The 15534-nt window shown below is 70.3% G+C and carries 12 protein-coding genes and 1 tRNA gene; 6 read left to right on the top strand and 7 right to left on the bottom strand.

Annotation, left to right across the window (positions count from 1 at the left end):
* Positions 1–15: 15 nt before the first annotated feature.
* The 6 genes from AC4D16_RS03640 to bcp all read right to left on the bottom strand — a co-directional run bounded on the left by AC4D16_RS03640 (position 16) and on the right by bcp (position 8642).
* Positions 16–3234, bottom strand: a complete 3219-nt coding sequence (locus tag AC4D16_RS03640) for an efflux RND transporter permease subunit (RefSeq protein ID WP_490953981.1) — start codon at positions 3232–3234, stop codon at positions 16–18.
* A 51-nt stretch (positions 3235–3285) separates the two neighbouring features.
* Positions 3286–4770 carry a malate:quinone oxidoreductase gene (locus AC4D16_RS03635; protein ID WP_490953980.1) on the bottom strand — a complete coding sequence of 495 codons (1485 nt, stop codon included), beginning with the start codon at positions 4768–4770 and terminating at the stop codon, positions 3286–3288.
* A gap of 161 nt (positions 4771–4931) precedes the next feature.
* Positions 4932–6638, bottom strand: coding sequence for an ABC transporter substrate-binding protein (locus AC4D16_RS03630; protein WP_490948902.1), 1707 nt, complete (start codon positions 6636–6638; stop codon positions 4932–4934).
* Positions 6639–6855: 217 nt separating this feature from the next.
* Positions 6856–7569 (bottom strand): fasciclin domain-containing protein, encoded by a 714-nt coding sequence (locus AC4D16_RS03625; protein ID WP_490948903.1) that lies wholly within the window; start codon positions 7567–7569, stop codon positions 6856–6858.
* Between the two features lie 368 nt (positions 7570–7937).
* Positions 7938–8022, bottom strand: a tRNA-Leu gene (locus tag AC4D16_RS03620).
* A 146-nt stretch (positions 8023–8168) separates the two neighbouring features.
* Positions 8169–8642 carry a thioredoxin-dependent thiol peroxidase gene (bcp, locus tag AC4D16_RS03615; RefSeq protein WP_490948904.1) on the bottom strand — a complete coding sequence of 158 codons (474 nt, stop codon included), beginning with the start codon at positions 8640–8642 and terminating at the stop codon, positions 8169–8171.
* Between the two features lie 165 nt (positions 8643–8807).
* Here bcp and AC4D16_RS03610 point away from each other — a divergent pair, with 165 nt between their 5' ends.
* Both AC4D16_RS03610 and AC4D16_RS03605 read left to right on the top strand, forming a co-directional pair.
* The gene (locus tag AC4D16_RS03610) at positions 8808–9317 is read left to right on the top strand and encodes a MarR family winged helix-turn-helix transcriptional regulator (protein WP_490953979.1); all 510 of its coding nucleotides are present in this window, start codon (positions 8808–8810) and stop codon (positions 9315–9317) included.
* A 150-nt stretch (positions 9318–9467) separates the two neighbouring features.
* A complete protein-coding gene (locus AC4D16_RS03605) occupies positions 9468–10328 on the top strand; it encodes a sigma-70 family RNA polymerase sigma factor (protein WP_490953978.1) in 861 nt (286 codons plus the stop codon).
* Between the two features lie 77 nt (positions 10329–10405).
* On the opposite strand, the gene AC4D16_RS03600 is transcribed toward AC4D16_RS03605, so the two are convergent.
* Positions 10406–11410 (bottom strand): glycosyltransferase family 9 protein, encoded by a 1005-nt coding sequence (locus tag AC4D16_RS03600; RefSeq protein WP_490948907.1) that lies wholly within the window; start codon positions 11408–11410, stop codon positions 10406–10408.
* Positions 11411–11519: 109 nt separating this feature from the next.
* Here AC4D16_RS03600 and AC4D16_RS03595 point away from each other — a divergent pair, with 109 nt between their 5' ends.
* From AC4D16_RS03595 to AC4D16_RS03580, 4 genes are read left to right on the top strand one after another with little or no spacing between them, the layout of a single operon-like run.
* Positions 11520–12068 carry a D-glycero-alpha-D-manno-heptose-1,7-bisphosphate 7-phosphatase gene (locus tag AC4D16_RS03595; RefSeq protein WP_490953977.1) on the top strand — a complete coding sequence of 183 codons (549 nt, stop codon included), beginning with the start codon at positions 11520–11522 and terminating at the stop codon, positions 12066–12068.
* The gene (locus AC4D16_RS03590; RefSeq protein ID WP_490948909.1) at positions 12065–13168 is read left to right on the top strand and encodes a glycosyltransferase family 9 protein; all 1104 of its coding nucleotides are present in this window, start codon (positions 12065–12067) and stop codon (positions 13166–13168) included. The genes AC4D16_RS03595 and AC4D16_RS03590 overlap by 4 nt, the downstream gene beginning before the upstream one ends.
* On the top strand, positions 13165–14181 hold the full coding sequence (locus tag AC4D16_RS03585) for a glycosyltransferase (protein ID WP_490953976.1): 1017 nt from the start codon (positions 13165–13167) through the stop codon (positions 14179–14181). Before AC4D16_RS03590 ends, AC4D16_RS03585 begins: the two co-directional genes overlap by 4 nt.
* Positions 14178–15470 carry a glycosyltransferase gene (locus tag AC4D16_RS03580; RefSeq protein ID WP_490948911.1) on the top strand — a complete coding sequence of 431 codons (1293 nt, stop codon included), beginning with the start codon at positions 14178–14180 and terminating at the stop codon, positions 15468–15470. Before AC4D16_RS03585 ends, AC4D16_RS03580 begins: the two co-directional genes overlap by 4 nt.
* Positions 15471–15534 lie beyond the last annotated feature (64 nt).

The raw sequence follows: 15534 nt of genomic DNA, 5'->3' as shown, positions 1-15534 counted from the left end.
CCGCGATGCCTGACGTCAGCCAGCGGCACGTCGTCGGTCGGCGCGCTCCTCCCGGCGTCCCTCCACCAGCCTGTAGAGCACGGGAACGAGGACGAGCGTCAGCGCCGTCGAGGACACCAGACCGCCGATGACCACGACGGCGAGCGGCTGCGAGATGAAGCCGCCCTTGCCGGTGAGCCCCAGCGCCAGGGGCGTCAGGGCGAAGATCGTGGCGAGCGCCGTCATGAGGATGGGCCGGAGGCGCTGGCGAGCGCCCTCGCGTATGGCGTCCGGCACCTTGAGCCCCGGCCGACCCTGATGCGGCAGCCTGTACTGGTTGATGAGGTCGATCAGGACGATCGCGTTGGTGACGACGATCCCGACGAGCATCAGCATGCCGATCAGGGACGGCAGGCCGAGCGGAATGCCCGTGACCAGCAGGAGCGCGATGGCGCCGGTGGCCGCGAACGGGATCGAGACGAGCAGGATCAGCGGTTGGACGAGACTCTTGAAGGTCGCGACCATGATCACGTAGACGATCGCGACCGCCGCCCACAGGGCCAGGAACAGCTGGTCGAAGGACTCTGCCTGCTGGGCCGACGCGCCACCCACCGTAGCCGTGGCGCCGGGCGGCAGGTCGATACCCTCGAGCCGCTCGGTGACCGCCGTCGTCAGCGTCCCGAGGTCGTTGCCAGAGGGCGTGATGGTCACCTGGGCGGTGCGCTCGCCGTTGGAACTTGTGACGGTGAGGGGAACCTGCACCTCCTCGACGGACGCGACGGCGGTGAGGGGAACGGGCCCCTGCGCCGTCGGGATCTGCAGGTTCCGCAGCTGGTCGAGACTCGTGATCTCCGTTCCCTCACCGATCAGGACGGGGAAGTCCTCGGCCCCGAAGCGGACGGACCCGGCGGGGACGGGACTGATGCTCCCGCCGAGCAGCCCGGCGATCTGACCCTCGGTCAGCCCCGAGGCGACGGCCGCCGCGCGGTCCACGTCGATCTGCACCTGGGGCTGCGCGGACGAGAGGTTGCTGCTGATCTCACCGGCGCCGTCGACCCCCTGGAGGCCGTCGAGGACGGCGGTGTTCGCTGCCTCGAGGTCCTCGGGGAGGGGTGCTGTGATGTCCACGTCGATCGTGCTCGAGGTCCCGAAGCCACTCTGCTGCGACGAGACGGAGAAGGTTCCGGCGTCCTGCAGGCCCTCGAGGTCCGCGCGCACCGACTCCTGAAGGGAGTCCTGGTCGGCGTCCTCGTCCGTGATGACGGTGAAGGTGGCCACCGACGCACCCCCGGAGAACTGGGCGGCGAAGGCACCCTCGGCGTTGCCCACCGTCAATTGGACGTCACGGATCTCGGGTGTTCCGGAGAGGAGGTCCTCGGTGCGCTCGGCAGCGGCCGCGGTGGTCTGCAGGCTGGATCCCGGCGCCAGGGTCTGCGTGACCGTGAAGCTGTTCTGTCCCGAACCGCTGAGCAGGTTGGTGGGGAGGAAGGGCACCATCGCCGCCGTCGCCCCGAGGACGATCAGCCCGCTGATCAGCGTGATCACGGGGTGCCGCTGCGTGACGGTGAGGATGGGCAGGTACCCGCGCTGCAGCAGCGGGAGCCGCTCGCGCCCGGCCGGCGCAGCATGCGCTCCGTCCGCACCCCGGACGGCGGGGAGGCCCGCCGTCGTGCCGCCCGAGGTGGCTGCGTCGGCGGCAACGGAATCAGGGGACGACGCGTCACCCGCGGCGGCGTGACGGGCCGACCCACGCCGGGAGGTCGCGGTGCGCGGCAGGATCCAGTACGCGAGGACGGGGATGATGGTGAGCGACACCGCGAGCGAGGCGAGGAGCGCGATACCCGTGGTGATGGCGAACGGACGGAAGAGCTCGCCGGCGAGACCGCCGACGAAGCCGATCGGCGCGAAGACCGCCACCGTGGTGAGGGTCGACGCCGTGATGGCTCCGGCCACCTCGCGGACGGCGGTCAGGATGGCCTCCCGCTTCTCCTCGCCGTAGCCGAGATGCCGCTTGATGTTTTCGATGACCACGATGGAATCGTCGACCACGCGGCCGATGGCGATGGTCAGCGCACCGAGGGTCAGCAGGTTCAGCGAGTACCCGGCGGCATAGAGCCCGATGAACGTGATCAGGAGCGAGAGGGGGATCGAGATCGCGGTGACGAGCGTGGACCGGACCGAGAGCAGGAACACGAGGATGATGAGCACCGCGAAGCCGAGGCCGAGGACGCCCTCGGTGGTGAGGTCGTCGATCGACCGTTCGATGAAGGGCGCCTGGTCGAAGACGACGGTGATGTCGGCGCCGTTCCCGAGTTCCGCCTCGAGTTCGGGAACGAGGGCCACGACCTGCTGCGAGATCTCGACGGTGTCCGCGTCCGGCACCTTCGTCACCGTCAGCGCAAGCGTCTCGACGCCGTTGGTGCGCGCGATGGACGTGGGCTCGTCGTCGGCGAGACCCACCTCGGCGACGTCGCCGATGGTGAGGGCGGGGCCCGACGGCGGCCCCTCCTGGTTCGCCGGCAGGACGGGGAGCGCGGCGATGTCCTCGAGGGAGCCGACCTGGCTGCCGGCCTGGATGGTGAGTGAACGCGGGGCCTCGTCCAGGGTGCCGACGGGGAACAGCGCGCCGTTGTCCTCGAGCGTGCTGGTGAGGTCACCGACCGTGAGCCCCGCCGCGTCGAGGGCTTCCGGTCGCGGGAGGATGGAGACGTGCTGCGTGGTGCCGCCCGAGATGTCGGCCGTCCGCACACCCTCGATCTTCTGCAGCCGGGGCACGGTCAGCCGCGCGAGATCACCGTTGAGCTCGCTGAGCGGCTGGTCCGAGGACACCGCCATGAAGACGATCGGCAGGTCGCTGATGCTCCCCGCCAGCGCCTGCGGCTCGACGTCCTCGGGCAGGGTCGGCCGCACCGTCGAGATCGCGCGGTCCACCTGCGCCCGTGCCCTGTCGAGGTTGGTGCCGTACACGAAGGTGAGGCTGACGGTGGAGACGCCGGTCCGGGACGTCGAGGACGACGACTCGAGCCCCTCCACGCCCGTGAGGGCCGCCTCGAGCGGTTCGCTGACCTGCTGGTCCAGGTAGTCGGGGGAGGCACCGGGCACCGTCGAGAGCACCGTGATCTGCGGGAACTCCAGGGACGGGATGAGCTCCTGCTTGAGCGACCCGAGGGTGATCACACCGAACACCGACGCGAAGACGGTGATCAGGGCGATGAGCGCGCGGTTGCCCAGGGAGAGATGCGCCAGACGGAACACGAGACCTGCCTTCGATGCAGACGGCCGCCCGGTGACTGGCTCCGCCGTTCTTTACGTGAGTTTGAGGACCTGATCGGTGAGCGACTGCACCTCGGCGGCGAGTGACGGGTTCTCGTTGAGTTTCGCGCCGTACCCGGGGAGCATCTCCTTGAGCTTCGGCTCCCAGCCGGACATGCGGCTCGGGAAACAACGCTCGAGGAGCTCGATCATGATGGGTGCGGCGGTCGAAGCTCCCGGTGATGCGCCGAGCAGCGCGCCGACGGTGCCGTCCGAGGACGTGATGACCTCCGTGCCGAACTGCAGCACCCCGCCCTTCTTCGGTGCCTTCTTGATGACCTGAACACGCTGGCCGGCGGAGATCAGTTCCCAGGTGCCGCCCTCTGCGGTCGGCAGGAAATCGGTCAGGGCCTCGTTCTTCGCGTCACGGTTCTTCAGGACCTCGGTGATGAGGTACTTGGTCAGCGACATGTTGTCCTTGGCGACCGCCAGCATCGGTACCAGGTTCGACGACCTGATCGAGGTGGGGAGGTCGAGGTACGAGCCGCGCTTGAGGAACTTGGTGGAGAAGCCGGCGTAGGGGCCGAACAGGAGGGAGCGTTCGCCCTTGACGAAGCGTGTGTCGAGGTGAGGCACGGACATGGGCGGTGCGCCCACCGACGCCTGGCCGTACACCTTCGCGTTGTGGCGTCCGACGATCTCCGGATCGGTGCAGCGGAGGAACTGTCCCGAGACCGGGAAGCCGGCGAACCCCCGGCCCTCAGGGATGCCGCTGCGCTGCAGGAGGTGGAGTGCTCCACCGCCGGCGCCGATGAAGACGAACTTCGTGGTGACGGTGCTCGAGGCGCCGGTCGCCGTGTTCTTGACCTTCACGTCCCAGCGACCGTCGGTCGCTCGGGCGACGTCGAGGACGTCGAAGCCGTAGTTCAGTTCAGCGCCCGTCCCCTCGAGGTAGGTGGTGAGCTGGCGCGTCAGCGAGCCGAAGTCGACGTCGGTCCCGCCTGCCACGCGGGAGGCGGCGACGGGCTGCGACGGAGCGCGGCCCTCCATGACCAGGGGCGTCCAGCCCGCGATGGTGTCGTGGTCCTCGCTGTGTTCCATGGTGCTGAAGAGCGGCTGGGCGCTGAGCGCCTCGTAGCGGCGTCGCAGGTACTCCGCATTGGCCTGGCCCCACACGAAGCTCATGTGCGGGACCGGGTTGATGAAGGTGCGGGGATCGCCGATCAGCCCTTCGGACACCATGTGGGACCAGAACTGGCGCGAGACCTGGAACTGCTCATTGATGGCGACGGCCTTCGCCGGGTCCACCGAGCCGTCCTTGCCCGCGGGGGAGTAGTTCAGCTCGCACAGGGCGGAGTGGCCGGTACCGGCGTTGTTCCAGGGATCGGAGCTCTCGAGGCCCGCGACGTCCAGCCGCTCGAAGAGCGAGATGGACCACTCCGGCTGGAGTTGGCGGAGGAAGGCACCGAGCGTGGCGCTCATGATGCCTCCGCCGATGAGGACGACGTCGGTTGTTGCAGCGGGGGTGCCCTGGCTCATAGCGGTCAACCTTGTCTCCAGTCGCGAGGTCCTAGCAGCCAAAGCCTAGCCGCTGGCAGTGACCTTACTTAAATCCGGGAGTCGACCGCAGCCATCGCCCGCGACCGCCCGACGGCGTGCCGGGGCGGCCCGTCGGGACGTCGTCCCGGGAGAGCTGCGGGTCAGTCGGAGGGCTCCGGGAGAGGCTCCACCCCGGCCAGGTCGATGCGGTTGAAGACCTCGTTCATCACCGGGCTCACGGGGTAGGAGGTGACGCGTGCGCTCATCGCGAGGGCCGAGATCGGGAAGGCGAGCGGCACCGCCGGGAGACGGTCCGCGATCTGCGAGCTGATGTCGGCGTAGGCGGCCGTGCGCTCCTCGCCGTTCGGGAGACTCCGGGCCCGGTTGATCTTGCTGAACAGCTGCGGGTCCTCGTAGCCGAACTCCTCGCCGTACGCGCCGAAGAGGGGGCCCACGAAGTTGTCGGGGTCCTGGTAGCTGCCACTCCACCCCAGCAGGTGGAAGGCGCGGTCGCCCGATTGCTGCACGGCGGCCACGTACCCGTCGCTCCAGGCGATCGGGACGGGCTTGAGGACGAATCCCGCCTCGGTCAGCTGGCGGCTCAGCTCGGCGTACGCCTTCTCCGGCGCGGGCAGGTAGGCGCGCGAGACGTTCCGCGGGTAGTAGAAAGGCAGTTCCCGTCCGTCGTACCCGGATTCCGCCAGCAGTTCCTGCGCGAGTTCGGGGTCGTAGCCGTAGTCGGGCACCGACCCGTCGCCGACCCCGAGCTTTTCCGGGATGAAGTGACGCGCGGGTGCGGTGCCGTTGAGGAAGCGTCCCTCGATCAGGGCACTCTTGTCGATGGCATGGGCGACTGCCTGCCGGAACAGGACGTCGTCGATCCCCGGGAAGTCCTCGTTCATGCCCAGGTACAGCACGGAGTACGGGTCGCGCTGCAGGAACTGCAGTCCGTTACGTGCGAGATCCACCGCGCTGTCGACGGCGACGAAGTCGTACCCGTCGATCCGCCCCGACGTCAGCGCCCTCGCCCTCGACTCCGGGCTGGAGATGGTGGTGAACATCACGCGCTCCACCTCGCCGCGCTCACCCCAGTACCCGTCGAAGGACGCGAGTTCGACGTCGCTCTCTCCCCAGGCCGTCAGGCGGAAGGGCCCGGTGCCCACGGGCGCCTGCCCGTAGCGCGAGAGCGTGATGCCCTCGCGCGTCTCGCTCAGGACGTTCGCGGCACCCGACGCGAGCGCCGCAGGGGAGGAGAGGGCGAACGACGGCGAGGCGAGGGCGGGGATCAGCCCGGTGATCCTTGTCGCCAGCCGGAGCTCGACGGTGTAGTCGTCCGCCGCGGTGCAGCCACGGTAGAGGGAGAGTTCCGGGTCGTCGGAGAAGGCCTTGAACACGTTCTCGAACGGCAGTTTCGACGCTCCGACGCGAGCCTCCTCGGGGAGCGTGTACCACCGCTCGAAGTTGGCACAGACGGCGGCGGCGTCCAACGTCTGCCCGTCGTGGAAGACGACGTCCTCGCGCAGCGTGAACTCGTACGTGCGCCCGCTGTCCTGTTCTTCCCACGACTCCGCCAGCAGCGGCGTGGGCTCGGACGTCAGGGGATCGACACCGACCAGGCCCTCGAGGATCTGCTGGGTGACGCGGTAGGACTCGGTGTCGCTGGCGAGCGCGGGATCCAGGGTGCGGGGGTCGGCCGCGGTGCCGAAGGTGAAGGTGGATTGCTCGACCACCGCCGGCGTCGTGCTGGGGGCCGGGGCGGGAGGGGCCACCTCACCCGCGGTGCAGGCCGTGAGGGCGAGCAGCGAGACGGCCAGACCCACTGCTGCACGGCCGCCCACTGGACGCCGGCCGCGGGCGGGACGGTGCACGGCGGGAGGATTCACAGGTGGGAACTTTCAGGACGTCTGGTGTCCCGGTCCGAGGGGACCGGGGGCGCGGGCCTTCAGTCTAGGTGATGAGGCGTTCGGTGAGCCGCTCACCGCGGATCGACGCAGACAAGAACGGACCCCCTCGCCGAGGGGCGAGGGGGTCCGTCCGTGATCCCTGGAACACGTTAGAGGTTTGTACCAGGGAGGTCATTCATGATCAGCCGGCGGCCGGCGGCGTCAGGACGGCGTCGATCAGGTACACGACGGCGTTCTGGGTCTGCACGCCACCACAGATGACGTTGGCGTCGTTGACCATCAGCGCGTCACCGGTACCGGTGACCTCGAGGGTCGCACCCTGCGCGGTGGTCTGCGTGGTGCCCTCGAGCTCGGCCGGCTGGATCTTGCCGGGGACGACGTGGTACGTGAGGATGCTGGTGAGGCCCTCGGTGTCGGTCTTCAGGCTCTCGACCGTCTCCGGGGGAAGGGCTGCGAAGGCGTCGTCGACGGGTGCGAAGACCGTGAAGTCGCCGCTGTTCAGCGTGTCGACCAGGTCGACGTCCGGATTCAGGCCACCCGTGACGGCAGCGGTGAGCTGGGTCAGGATCGGGTTGGCGGCAGCGGCACCGGTGACGGGCAGGAGTGCCATTCCGGCAACGGAGCCGTCGCCCTCGGGGACCTGCTCGGCGTATCCGGCGCAACCGGGCCCGACGAGGTTCGCGGCGGGGTCCATCATCTCGTCAGCCGAAGCCGAGGCCGAGGGCGCCATGCTGGCTTCCTCGGTTGCCTCCATGGTCGCCTCGGTGGTCTCTGCTGCACTGCTCGGGGTGGCCTCGGCTGCCGGCTCGTCGCCGCCGCCGCAGGCCGCGAGGCCGAACATGGAAACGGCTGCGATGCCGAGGATCGAAAGATTCCTGCGCTTGGTGATGCCCATGACAATTCCTCCATAAATGAGACCCGGCGGGTGCCTGTGGTCACTGGTTCGTGCGGGGGTTCTTGCGGTGAAACACATCGTGTCGATGTCTCGGGGGTACTTCGGGCGTCCGTAGAAGATGGATGGGTCGCACCGGAAAGAAATTCGCGGGGCCATGATCGTGACCTGCCCGTGACCTGCGGTGATACCCCATATGCCATGGCCGGATCAGTCGCGCAGGACGGCCAGGACAGGGGAAAGCCCCGCCGGTCCGTGGTCCGACGGGGCTTACTGTCCTGGGTCGAGCGAGCGCTGTCCGACCAGATGGCCGACCGGGTGGCCGTCCTCGCGGACCGTCGTGTCGGGAGGGCATTCCGACGGTTCACAGGTGGTGCGCAAGAGGGGACTTGAACCCCTACGTCCGAAGACACTGGAACCTAAATCCAGCGCGTCTACCAATTCCGCCACTCGCGCGTGGGTGTCGCTCCGTCGAGCGACCCCTCCAACTCTATCCCGGCCTCGACAGGGCCGGCGTGGTGGCCGGGAGGGGAACTCCTACCGCCCGGCCGACTCTCGGACAGCCGTCCGGAGCCGGTCCGGGCGTTGCTCCTGGTGGTGATTCAGGCGTCTATGCCGAGGTCACGGCGCAGCTTGGCGACGTGGCCCGTGGCTCGCACGTTGTACTGGGCGAGAGCGACGTTGCCCTCGGGGTCCACGACGACCGTCGAGCGGATGAGGCCCTCGTACGTCTTCCCGTAGTTCTTCTTCTCGCCCCAGGCGCCGTAGGCATCGGCGACCGCGTGGTCCTCGTCCGAGAGGAGGGGGAAGTTCAGGGCTTCCTTCTCGGCGAACGGAGCGAGTTTCGCCACCGGATCGGGTGAGATCCCGAGGACGGTGTAGCCGGCTGCCTTGAGGGAGGCGAGGCTGTCGCGGAAATCACAGGCCTCCGTGGTGCACCCGGGGGTCGCCGCGGCCGGGTAGAAGTACACCACCACACTCGACCCTCGCAGGGCTGACAGCGTGACGGGCCGCCCGTCCGAGTCCTGCAGTGTGAAATCGGGGGCACTTTCGCCGATGACGAGTCGTTGCGACATCAATACTCCTGGTTCGTGATGCGGGCCGCTTACGTGTGAGGTGCCTCCTGTCAAGGCCCGGGCGTGCGCGGAGGAACGTTTGACGGACAGGCCTAGCTATCATAAGTGGGAAGTCACAGCCGACGACGAGCGCCGGTCACCGAGCGAGAGGAAGTGCGCAGACACATGCCCGATCTGGAGCAATGGCCCACCGGTCGCCTGCTGACGACAGCGGCGCGGCTCGTCGAGCACGCCTGGAACGAGCGGCTGGTCGAGATCGGTGTGACGCATGCCGGCGTGATCGCCCTCGGCGTCCTCGCCGACCAGGGTGCCATGACACAGGCGGGGCTCGCGCAGATCGTCCGTGTGCAGGCCCAGACGATGGGCAAGACCCTGTCGCGCCTGGAGACCCGCGGCCACGTGACGCGCGTGCGGAACGACCTCGACCGGCGTTCACATCTGGTCTCGATCTCGCCTGCGGGCCGCACGGTGCTCGAGGCTGCCGACAACATCGAGCGCACGCTCGTGGCGGGCGGCGGGCTGGTCTCGGACGAGCTCCGCAGCCACCTGCAGACCGTCATCCGGGAGCTCGGCGCCCCTCGCTGGAACGTGCCGCAGACCGCCGCCGCCCTCGATGCCGGCTCGGCGCTCGGTGACCCGAGCCCGTCCGGCCCCGCTGCCCCGATCCCGGGCTGAGGCCCGTTCCTCCAGCCCATACACTGCTTCGCCGCGAAGCGGAAGGCCCTCGGCGAAGCACCCCGTTCTCCAGATATCGCTTGCGTACTAAGCAGGCTGATGTTGTGTTTGGGAAGCACCAGTGCCCCCACGCCGGACGGAGAACACAGCATGCCGAGTACGCCCGCACCCCAGGCCGCTCCCCAGGACCTCGTCGACGGCGAGCGCACCGACACGGGAGACCCGGCGAAGGGCGCCGACGACGGGCAGCTCGAGCAGCACGAGGTCCTCACGCCGTACACGGAGGGGCCGCTGAAGGCCGCACTCCAGGATGACATCGCGCTTCGTCACCTCGATGTGGCGGAGTCCGTGGCCCGCTCCTTCGGCACCATGGGCCCTGAGGCCTCTGACATCCGCCAGGTGGCGTACCTCGGCCTGATCAAGGCCGTGAAGAGGTACAACCCGGCGAGGGGCGTCCCGTTCACCGCGTTCGCCGTGCCCACCATCTCGGGCGAGATCAAGAAATACCTGCGGGATTCCTGCTGGGTGGTCCGGCCCCCTCGCGAGGTGCAGGATCTCCGCACTGAGATCGCGCGCACCGGACCGGTCATGGCCCAGCGGCTGGGCAGGGAGGCGACCGCCCGGGAGCTGGGCGAGGAGCTCGGGTGGCCCGAGCACAAGGTGCTCGAGGCGCAGGCGTCCCAGACGAGCCTCCGGCCGGACTCCCTGGACGCCCCTTTCGAGGGACGCAGCTGGGCCGACACCCTGGCTGCCGACGGTTCCGGCACGGACCGCAGTGATGACCTGATCTCCCTCAGGGGCGCCGTCAACGAACTCGAGCCCTCCGAGAAGGAACTGCTGTACCGCCGGTACTTCATGGAGCAGACGCAGCAGGGTATCGGTGACGAGCTCGGGATGTCCCAGATGCAGGTCTCGAGGTCGCTCGCCCGCATCCTGGTGAAGCTGCAGAAGAGACTGCTCGGCGCTCCGGCCTCCCAGGACTCGGCCGCGCCACGCTCGCGTTTCGCCTGAGGCCTGTCCTCGAGGCCTGTACCTGAGGCTTGAGCGTCACCTCCGAGGCGCCGATTCCAGGCTCCGCGGTGGCGGGGCTAGGCGATCCCGTGAGCCACCGCGGCCTCGAGCACCTGCTCCACCGTCACCGCCATGATCGCGGGGTCGGGGGTGGCCGAGAATGTGTCGCCCACCCGCACGGACCCGTCCGTCAGCACGGTGTGCGGTCCGGGGGGCGGGCCCCACTCCGACGGCGGAGCCGGTCCGAACAGCACCACGGAAGGTCGGGCGTAGGCCGAGGCGAGATGCGCGGCTCCCGTGTCCGCGGAGACGACGAGCGACGCCTCGGAGATCAGCCCAGCGAACACGTCGAGCGGCAGTTCGCCCGCCGCCACGGTGCTCGTGCCCAGCCCGGCGGCATCCGCGACGGCGAGGGCCCGCGGCCGCTCCTTCGCGCTGCCGGTGAACAGCACCTGGTGCCCGGCCGCCGCCAGCGTCCGTGCCACCGCCGCGAACCGCTCGACGGGCCAGAGCCGGCTGCCGTAAGCCGCGCCCACGTGCACCACCACGGCGCCCGGTGCGGGGCTGCCGGCGTCGGGCCGCAGAAGGCCGACGTCGAGCGGGTCCGCGGGCACGCCGTGCCAGCTCACGAGGGATGCCCAGCGTTCGCGTTCGAGAATGCCGTCGCGCCACTCGGGTCCGTCCCAGCCGGGGGAGCGGTGACCCATCCGGCGTCGCGCGCCGATCTCCTGCAGGCGGCCCCGGCTCTCGCCGCCGCTCCCGTGGAGGTTCACCGCGAGGTCGATGCGCCCGTGCTCGATGGGCAGGGGATCGTCCAGTCCGTGCGTCGGAAGGAGGTCGTCGATGGCGCCCGTGAGGGCGACGATCGGCCGCAACCATTCCTGGGCCGCGTAGAGGATGCGGTGCTCCGGGAAGGCCCTGCGCAGCCCCTTGAGCGCAGGCACTGCGACGAGCAGGTCGCCGAGTTTGAGGGCGCGGAGCGCGAGGATCTCGGGCCGTCCGTCAGGGGGTGGTGTGGTGGCGGGGGCCACGGTCCGGGTGATCTGGGGGGCGTTCACGGCGCCGGTGCCCTCGGAAGTCATGCGTTTCATCCTGCCAGAGGATCCGTACGGGCCGGGCGGCCACGGGGTCCGGGAGAAGAAGTTCGAGGAGAAGTGTTTAGTCCTGATGCTTCTCGGGAACTAAGCCTGTATGGATAACTTGGTCGGACCGACGCACGCTGCCCCGCGGGCGGTCCTGTTCGACCGCGACGGCACTCTCGTGGTTGACGTCCCCTACAACGGTGACCCGGCGCTCGTGCAGCCCATGCGCGGCGCCCTCGACGTCCTGGACGGGCTCCGCTCGCGCGGCGTGCCCGTCGGCGTGGTCACCAACCAGTCCGGCATCGCCCGCGGGTACGTGACGCGGGAGCAGGTGGACGCCGTCAACGCGCGCGTCGAGGAACTCCTCGGCCCGTTCGACGTGTGGGAGGTGTGTCCGCACGGGAACGACGACGGCTGCTCCTGCCGGAAGCCCGGCCCCGGCATGGTCCTCTCCGCGTGCTCGCGACTGGGTCTCGACCCGGCGGAGGTCGTCGTCATCGGCGACATCGGGGCGGACATGGGAGCCGCCGCCGCGGCCGGCGCGCGGGGGGTCCTCGTGCCCACCGACGTGACCCTCGACGAGGAGATCGACGATGCTCCGGCCGTGGCCCGCGATCTCGCCGAGGCCGTCGGGCTGCTCTGGGCCGGCACCCCGTGAGGCGCCGCGTCCTCGTCGCCCGCCTCGACAGCGCCGGCGACGTGCTGCTGGCCGGGCCGGCCGTCCGCGCGATCGCCGCAGGTGACCACGGGGATTCACCCAACGACGTCGTCATGCTCTGCGGGCCGCAGGGCGCCGCCGCGGCGCGCCTGCTGCCCGGCGTCGTCGATGTGATCACGTGGCGCGCTCCCTGGATCGTGGACCCGGCACCCGAGCCGACGGCCGAGCTGATGGCCGAACTGCACGATGCCGTGCTCGACCTCGACGTCGACGAGGCCGTGATCCTGACCTCCTTCCACCAGTCACCCCTGCCGCTCGCGCTGCTGCTGCGCCTGGCGGGCGTTCAGCGGATCGCCGGAGCGTCCGTGGACTACGCGGGCTCGCTCCTGGACGTCCGGCTGAAGCCCGGCGAGGACTTCCCCGAGGACCAGCCCGAGGCGGAGCGGGCGCTCGGGATCGCTGAGGCGGCGGGGTACGCACTGCCGTCCGACGACGACGGCCGCCTGCGGGTCGCCAACCTGGTGGACGCCGTCGGGTTGGTGGGCGACGGCCCGTACGTGGTGGTGCATCCCGGTGCGTCCGTCCCTGCCCGGGCCTGGCCGCCGCTGCACCACGCGGCCGCCGTCGGACTCCTGACCGCGGCGGGCTTCCGCGTCGTCGTCACGGGCGGACCGGACGAGAAGGACCTCACCGCGACGGTCGCCGGGCCCGAGGCCCTCGATCTCGGCGGGAGGACGGACCTGCCCACCCTGGGCTCCGTGCTGGCGGGCGCCACCGTGGTGATCACGGGCAACACCGGGCCGGCCCACCTCGCCGCCGCCGTCGGGACGCCCGTCGTCTGCCTGTTCTCCCCGGTGGTGCCCGCCGTGCGCTGGGCGCCGTACCGGGTACCGGTCGAGCTCCTCGGCGACCAGGACGCGGCCTGCGCGCTCAGCCGCGCGCGCATCTGCCCCGTGCAGGGCCACCCGTGCCTCTCGACCGTCTCCCCGGAGGACGTCGTCGACGCCGCCCTGCGCCTCAGTTCCGGAATATCGTCACTCGGCTCACGCCGCTCCATCCGCCGTTCCGACGGCCGCAGAACCACGAGGGGAAACCGATGAGGATCCTGCTATGGCACGTGCACGGAGGGTGGACCGACGCCTTCGTGCGGGGCTCCCACACCTACGTGCTGCCCACCACGCCCGAGGGCGGAGCCTGGGGGCTCGGCCGGGCCGGGCGGGACTGGCCCGCGTCCGTCGTCGAACTGGCCCCGCACGAGCTGGCAAATGCCGACATCGACGTCGTCGTCCTGCAGCGGGTGGAGGAGATCGCCGAGTGCGAGCGGCTGCTCGGCCGGACGCCGGGGCGGGACCTGCCCGCGGTGTTCCTCGAGCACAACACGCCGCGGAAGGACATCGTGGGGACGGTGCATCCCCTGGCCGACCGCACGGACATCCCGATCGTCCACGTGACCCACTTCAACGAGCTGTTCTGGGACAACGGGTCTGCACGGACGCGCGTGATCGAGCACGGGATCGCCGATCCGGGCTATCTGTACACCGGCGACCTCGCGCAGCTCGCCGCCGTGATCAACGAGCCGGTGCGGCGCGGACGCATCACGGGGACGGACCTGTTGCCGCGCTTCGCCGGGATCGCGCCGCTCGAAGTGTTCGGCATGGGGACGGATCTGCTCGCCGACAGCCTCGACCTCGGTCCGGCAGAACTGCGCATCGGCGGTGACCTCCGGACCGCCGAGCTGCACGCGCGGCTCGGCCGGTCGCGGGCGTACGTCCACCCGATGCGCTGGACGTCGCTGGGGCTCTCGCTGCTCGAGGCGATGCACGTGGGACTGCCCGTGCTGGCGCTCGCGACCACCGAGGCGGCGCGGGCCGTCCCCCCGGGTGCCGGAGCCGTCTCGACCGACGTCGAGGACCTCGTGCGCATGGCGGCGCGGCTCATCGACGATCCGGACGAGGCGCGGGCGCGCGGGCTGGTGGCGCGTGAAGCGGCGCTCGAACGGTACGGCCTCGCCCGGTTCCTCACGGACTGGGACGGCGTACTGGCGGATGTGACGGAATCGGTACGGTCCGGGGGCACAGTGGTCACCGCGGTCAAGGAAAGGAAGGCGCTATGAGGATCTCCATGGTGTCCGAGCACGCGAGTCCGCTCGCTGCCCTCGGGGGAGTCGATGCCGGCGGGCAGAACGTGCACGTGGCCGAGCTCTCCCTCGCACTGGCCCATCGGGGCCACGACGTCACCGTGTACACGCGGCGCGACGACCCGGCCCTGCCCGAACGGGTTCGCACCCACCCGCGCCTCGAGGTGGTGCACGTGACCGCGGGCCCGGCGCGCAGCGTCCCGAAGGACATGCTGCTGCCCTACATGGGCGAGCTGGCCGAGGGCATCATGGCCGACTGGGACGTGGAGCCGCCGGACATCGTCCATGGCCACTTCTGGATGTCGGGGCTCGCAGCTCTCGACGCCGCGGGCCGGTCGCGCGCGGCCGGCAGGCCGGTCCAGGTGGTGCAGACGTTCCACGCGCTCGGAACGGTCAAGCGGCGCCACCAGGGCGCCGAGGACACGAGCCCCTCCGAGCGGCTCATGCTCGAGGCCATGGTGGGCCGCAGCGCCGACCGCATTGTCGCGACGTGCTCCGACGAGGTGTTCGAACTCAAGGCAATGGGTGTGCCCGGCAGCCGTGTCTCCATAGCCCCCTGCGGCGTGGATCTCGGGTTGTTCTCCCCGAACGGACCCGTTGAGGAACGCGGCCGCGCGCACCGCATCGTCAGCGTGGGGCGGTTGGTGCCCCGCAAGGGCATGGACCTCGTGATCCGCGCGCTGCGCGAACTCGCGACGCTCGGCCAGGACGACGTCGAACTCGTGATCGTGGGCGGCGCGGGAGGATCGGCGACGCTCGACGAGGACCCGGAGGCGCAGCGCCTCCTCGCGCTCGCCGTGGACCTCGGGATCGCGGACCGCGTGGTCCTCCGGGGCCAGGTGTCCCGGGCCGAGATGCCCGCCGTCCTCCGCAGTGCGAACGCCGTGGTGTGCGCGCCCTGGTACGAACCGTTCGGGATCGTGCCCCTCGAGGCCATGGCCTGCGGCGTGCCGGTCGTCGCGGCGGCCGTGGGAGGGCTCGTGGACACCGTGGTCGACGGCACCACGGGACTGCACGTCCCGCCGCAGGACCCTCCGGCGATCGCGGCGGCCGTCGCGGAGATGCTCCTCGACCCCGAGTGGGCCCGGGAGCTCGGCGACAACGGGTACCGCCGCGTCAAGGCGCGGTACTCCTGGAGCCGGATCGCCGCCGACACCGAGAAGGCCTACACGACAGCGCTGGGCGCAGCAGCGACCACCGCACCCACCACAGCGCGGCGGAGTTCCGCGCGTCGACTCGAAAGCACGGGAGGCAGGGCACTGTGACCACGCATCTTTCCGATGTCCAGACGGGCATCCGCACCGCGACGGGGAGCGCCGGACCGGCCGC

The organism is Arthrobacter sp. TJ-236 (genome assembly GCF_058269235.1).
This window is presented reverse-complemented; position numbering and strand designations above follow the sequence as displayed.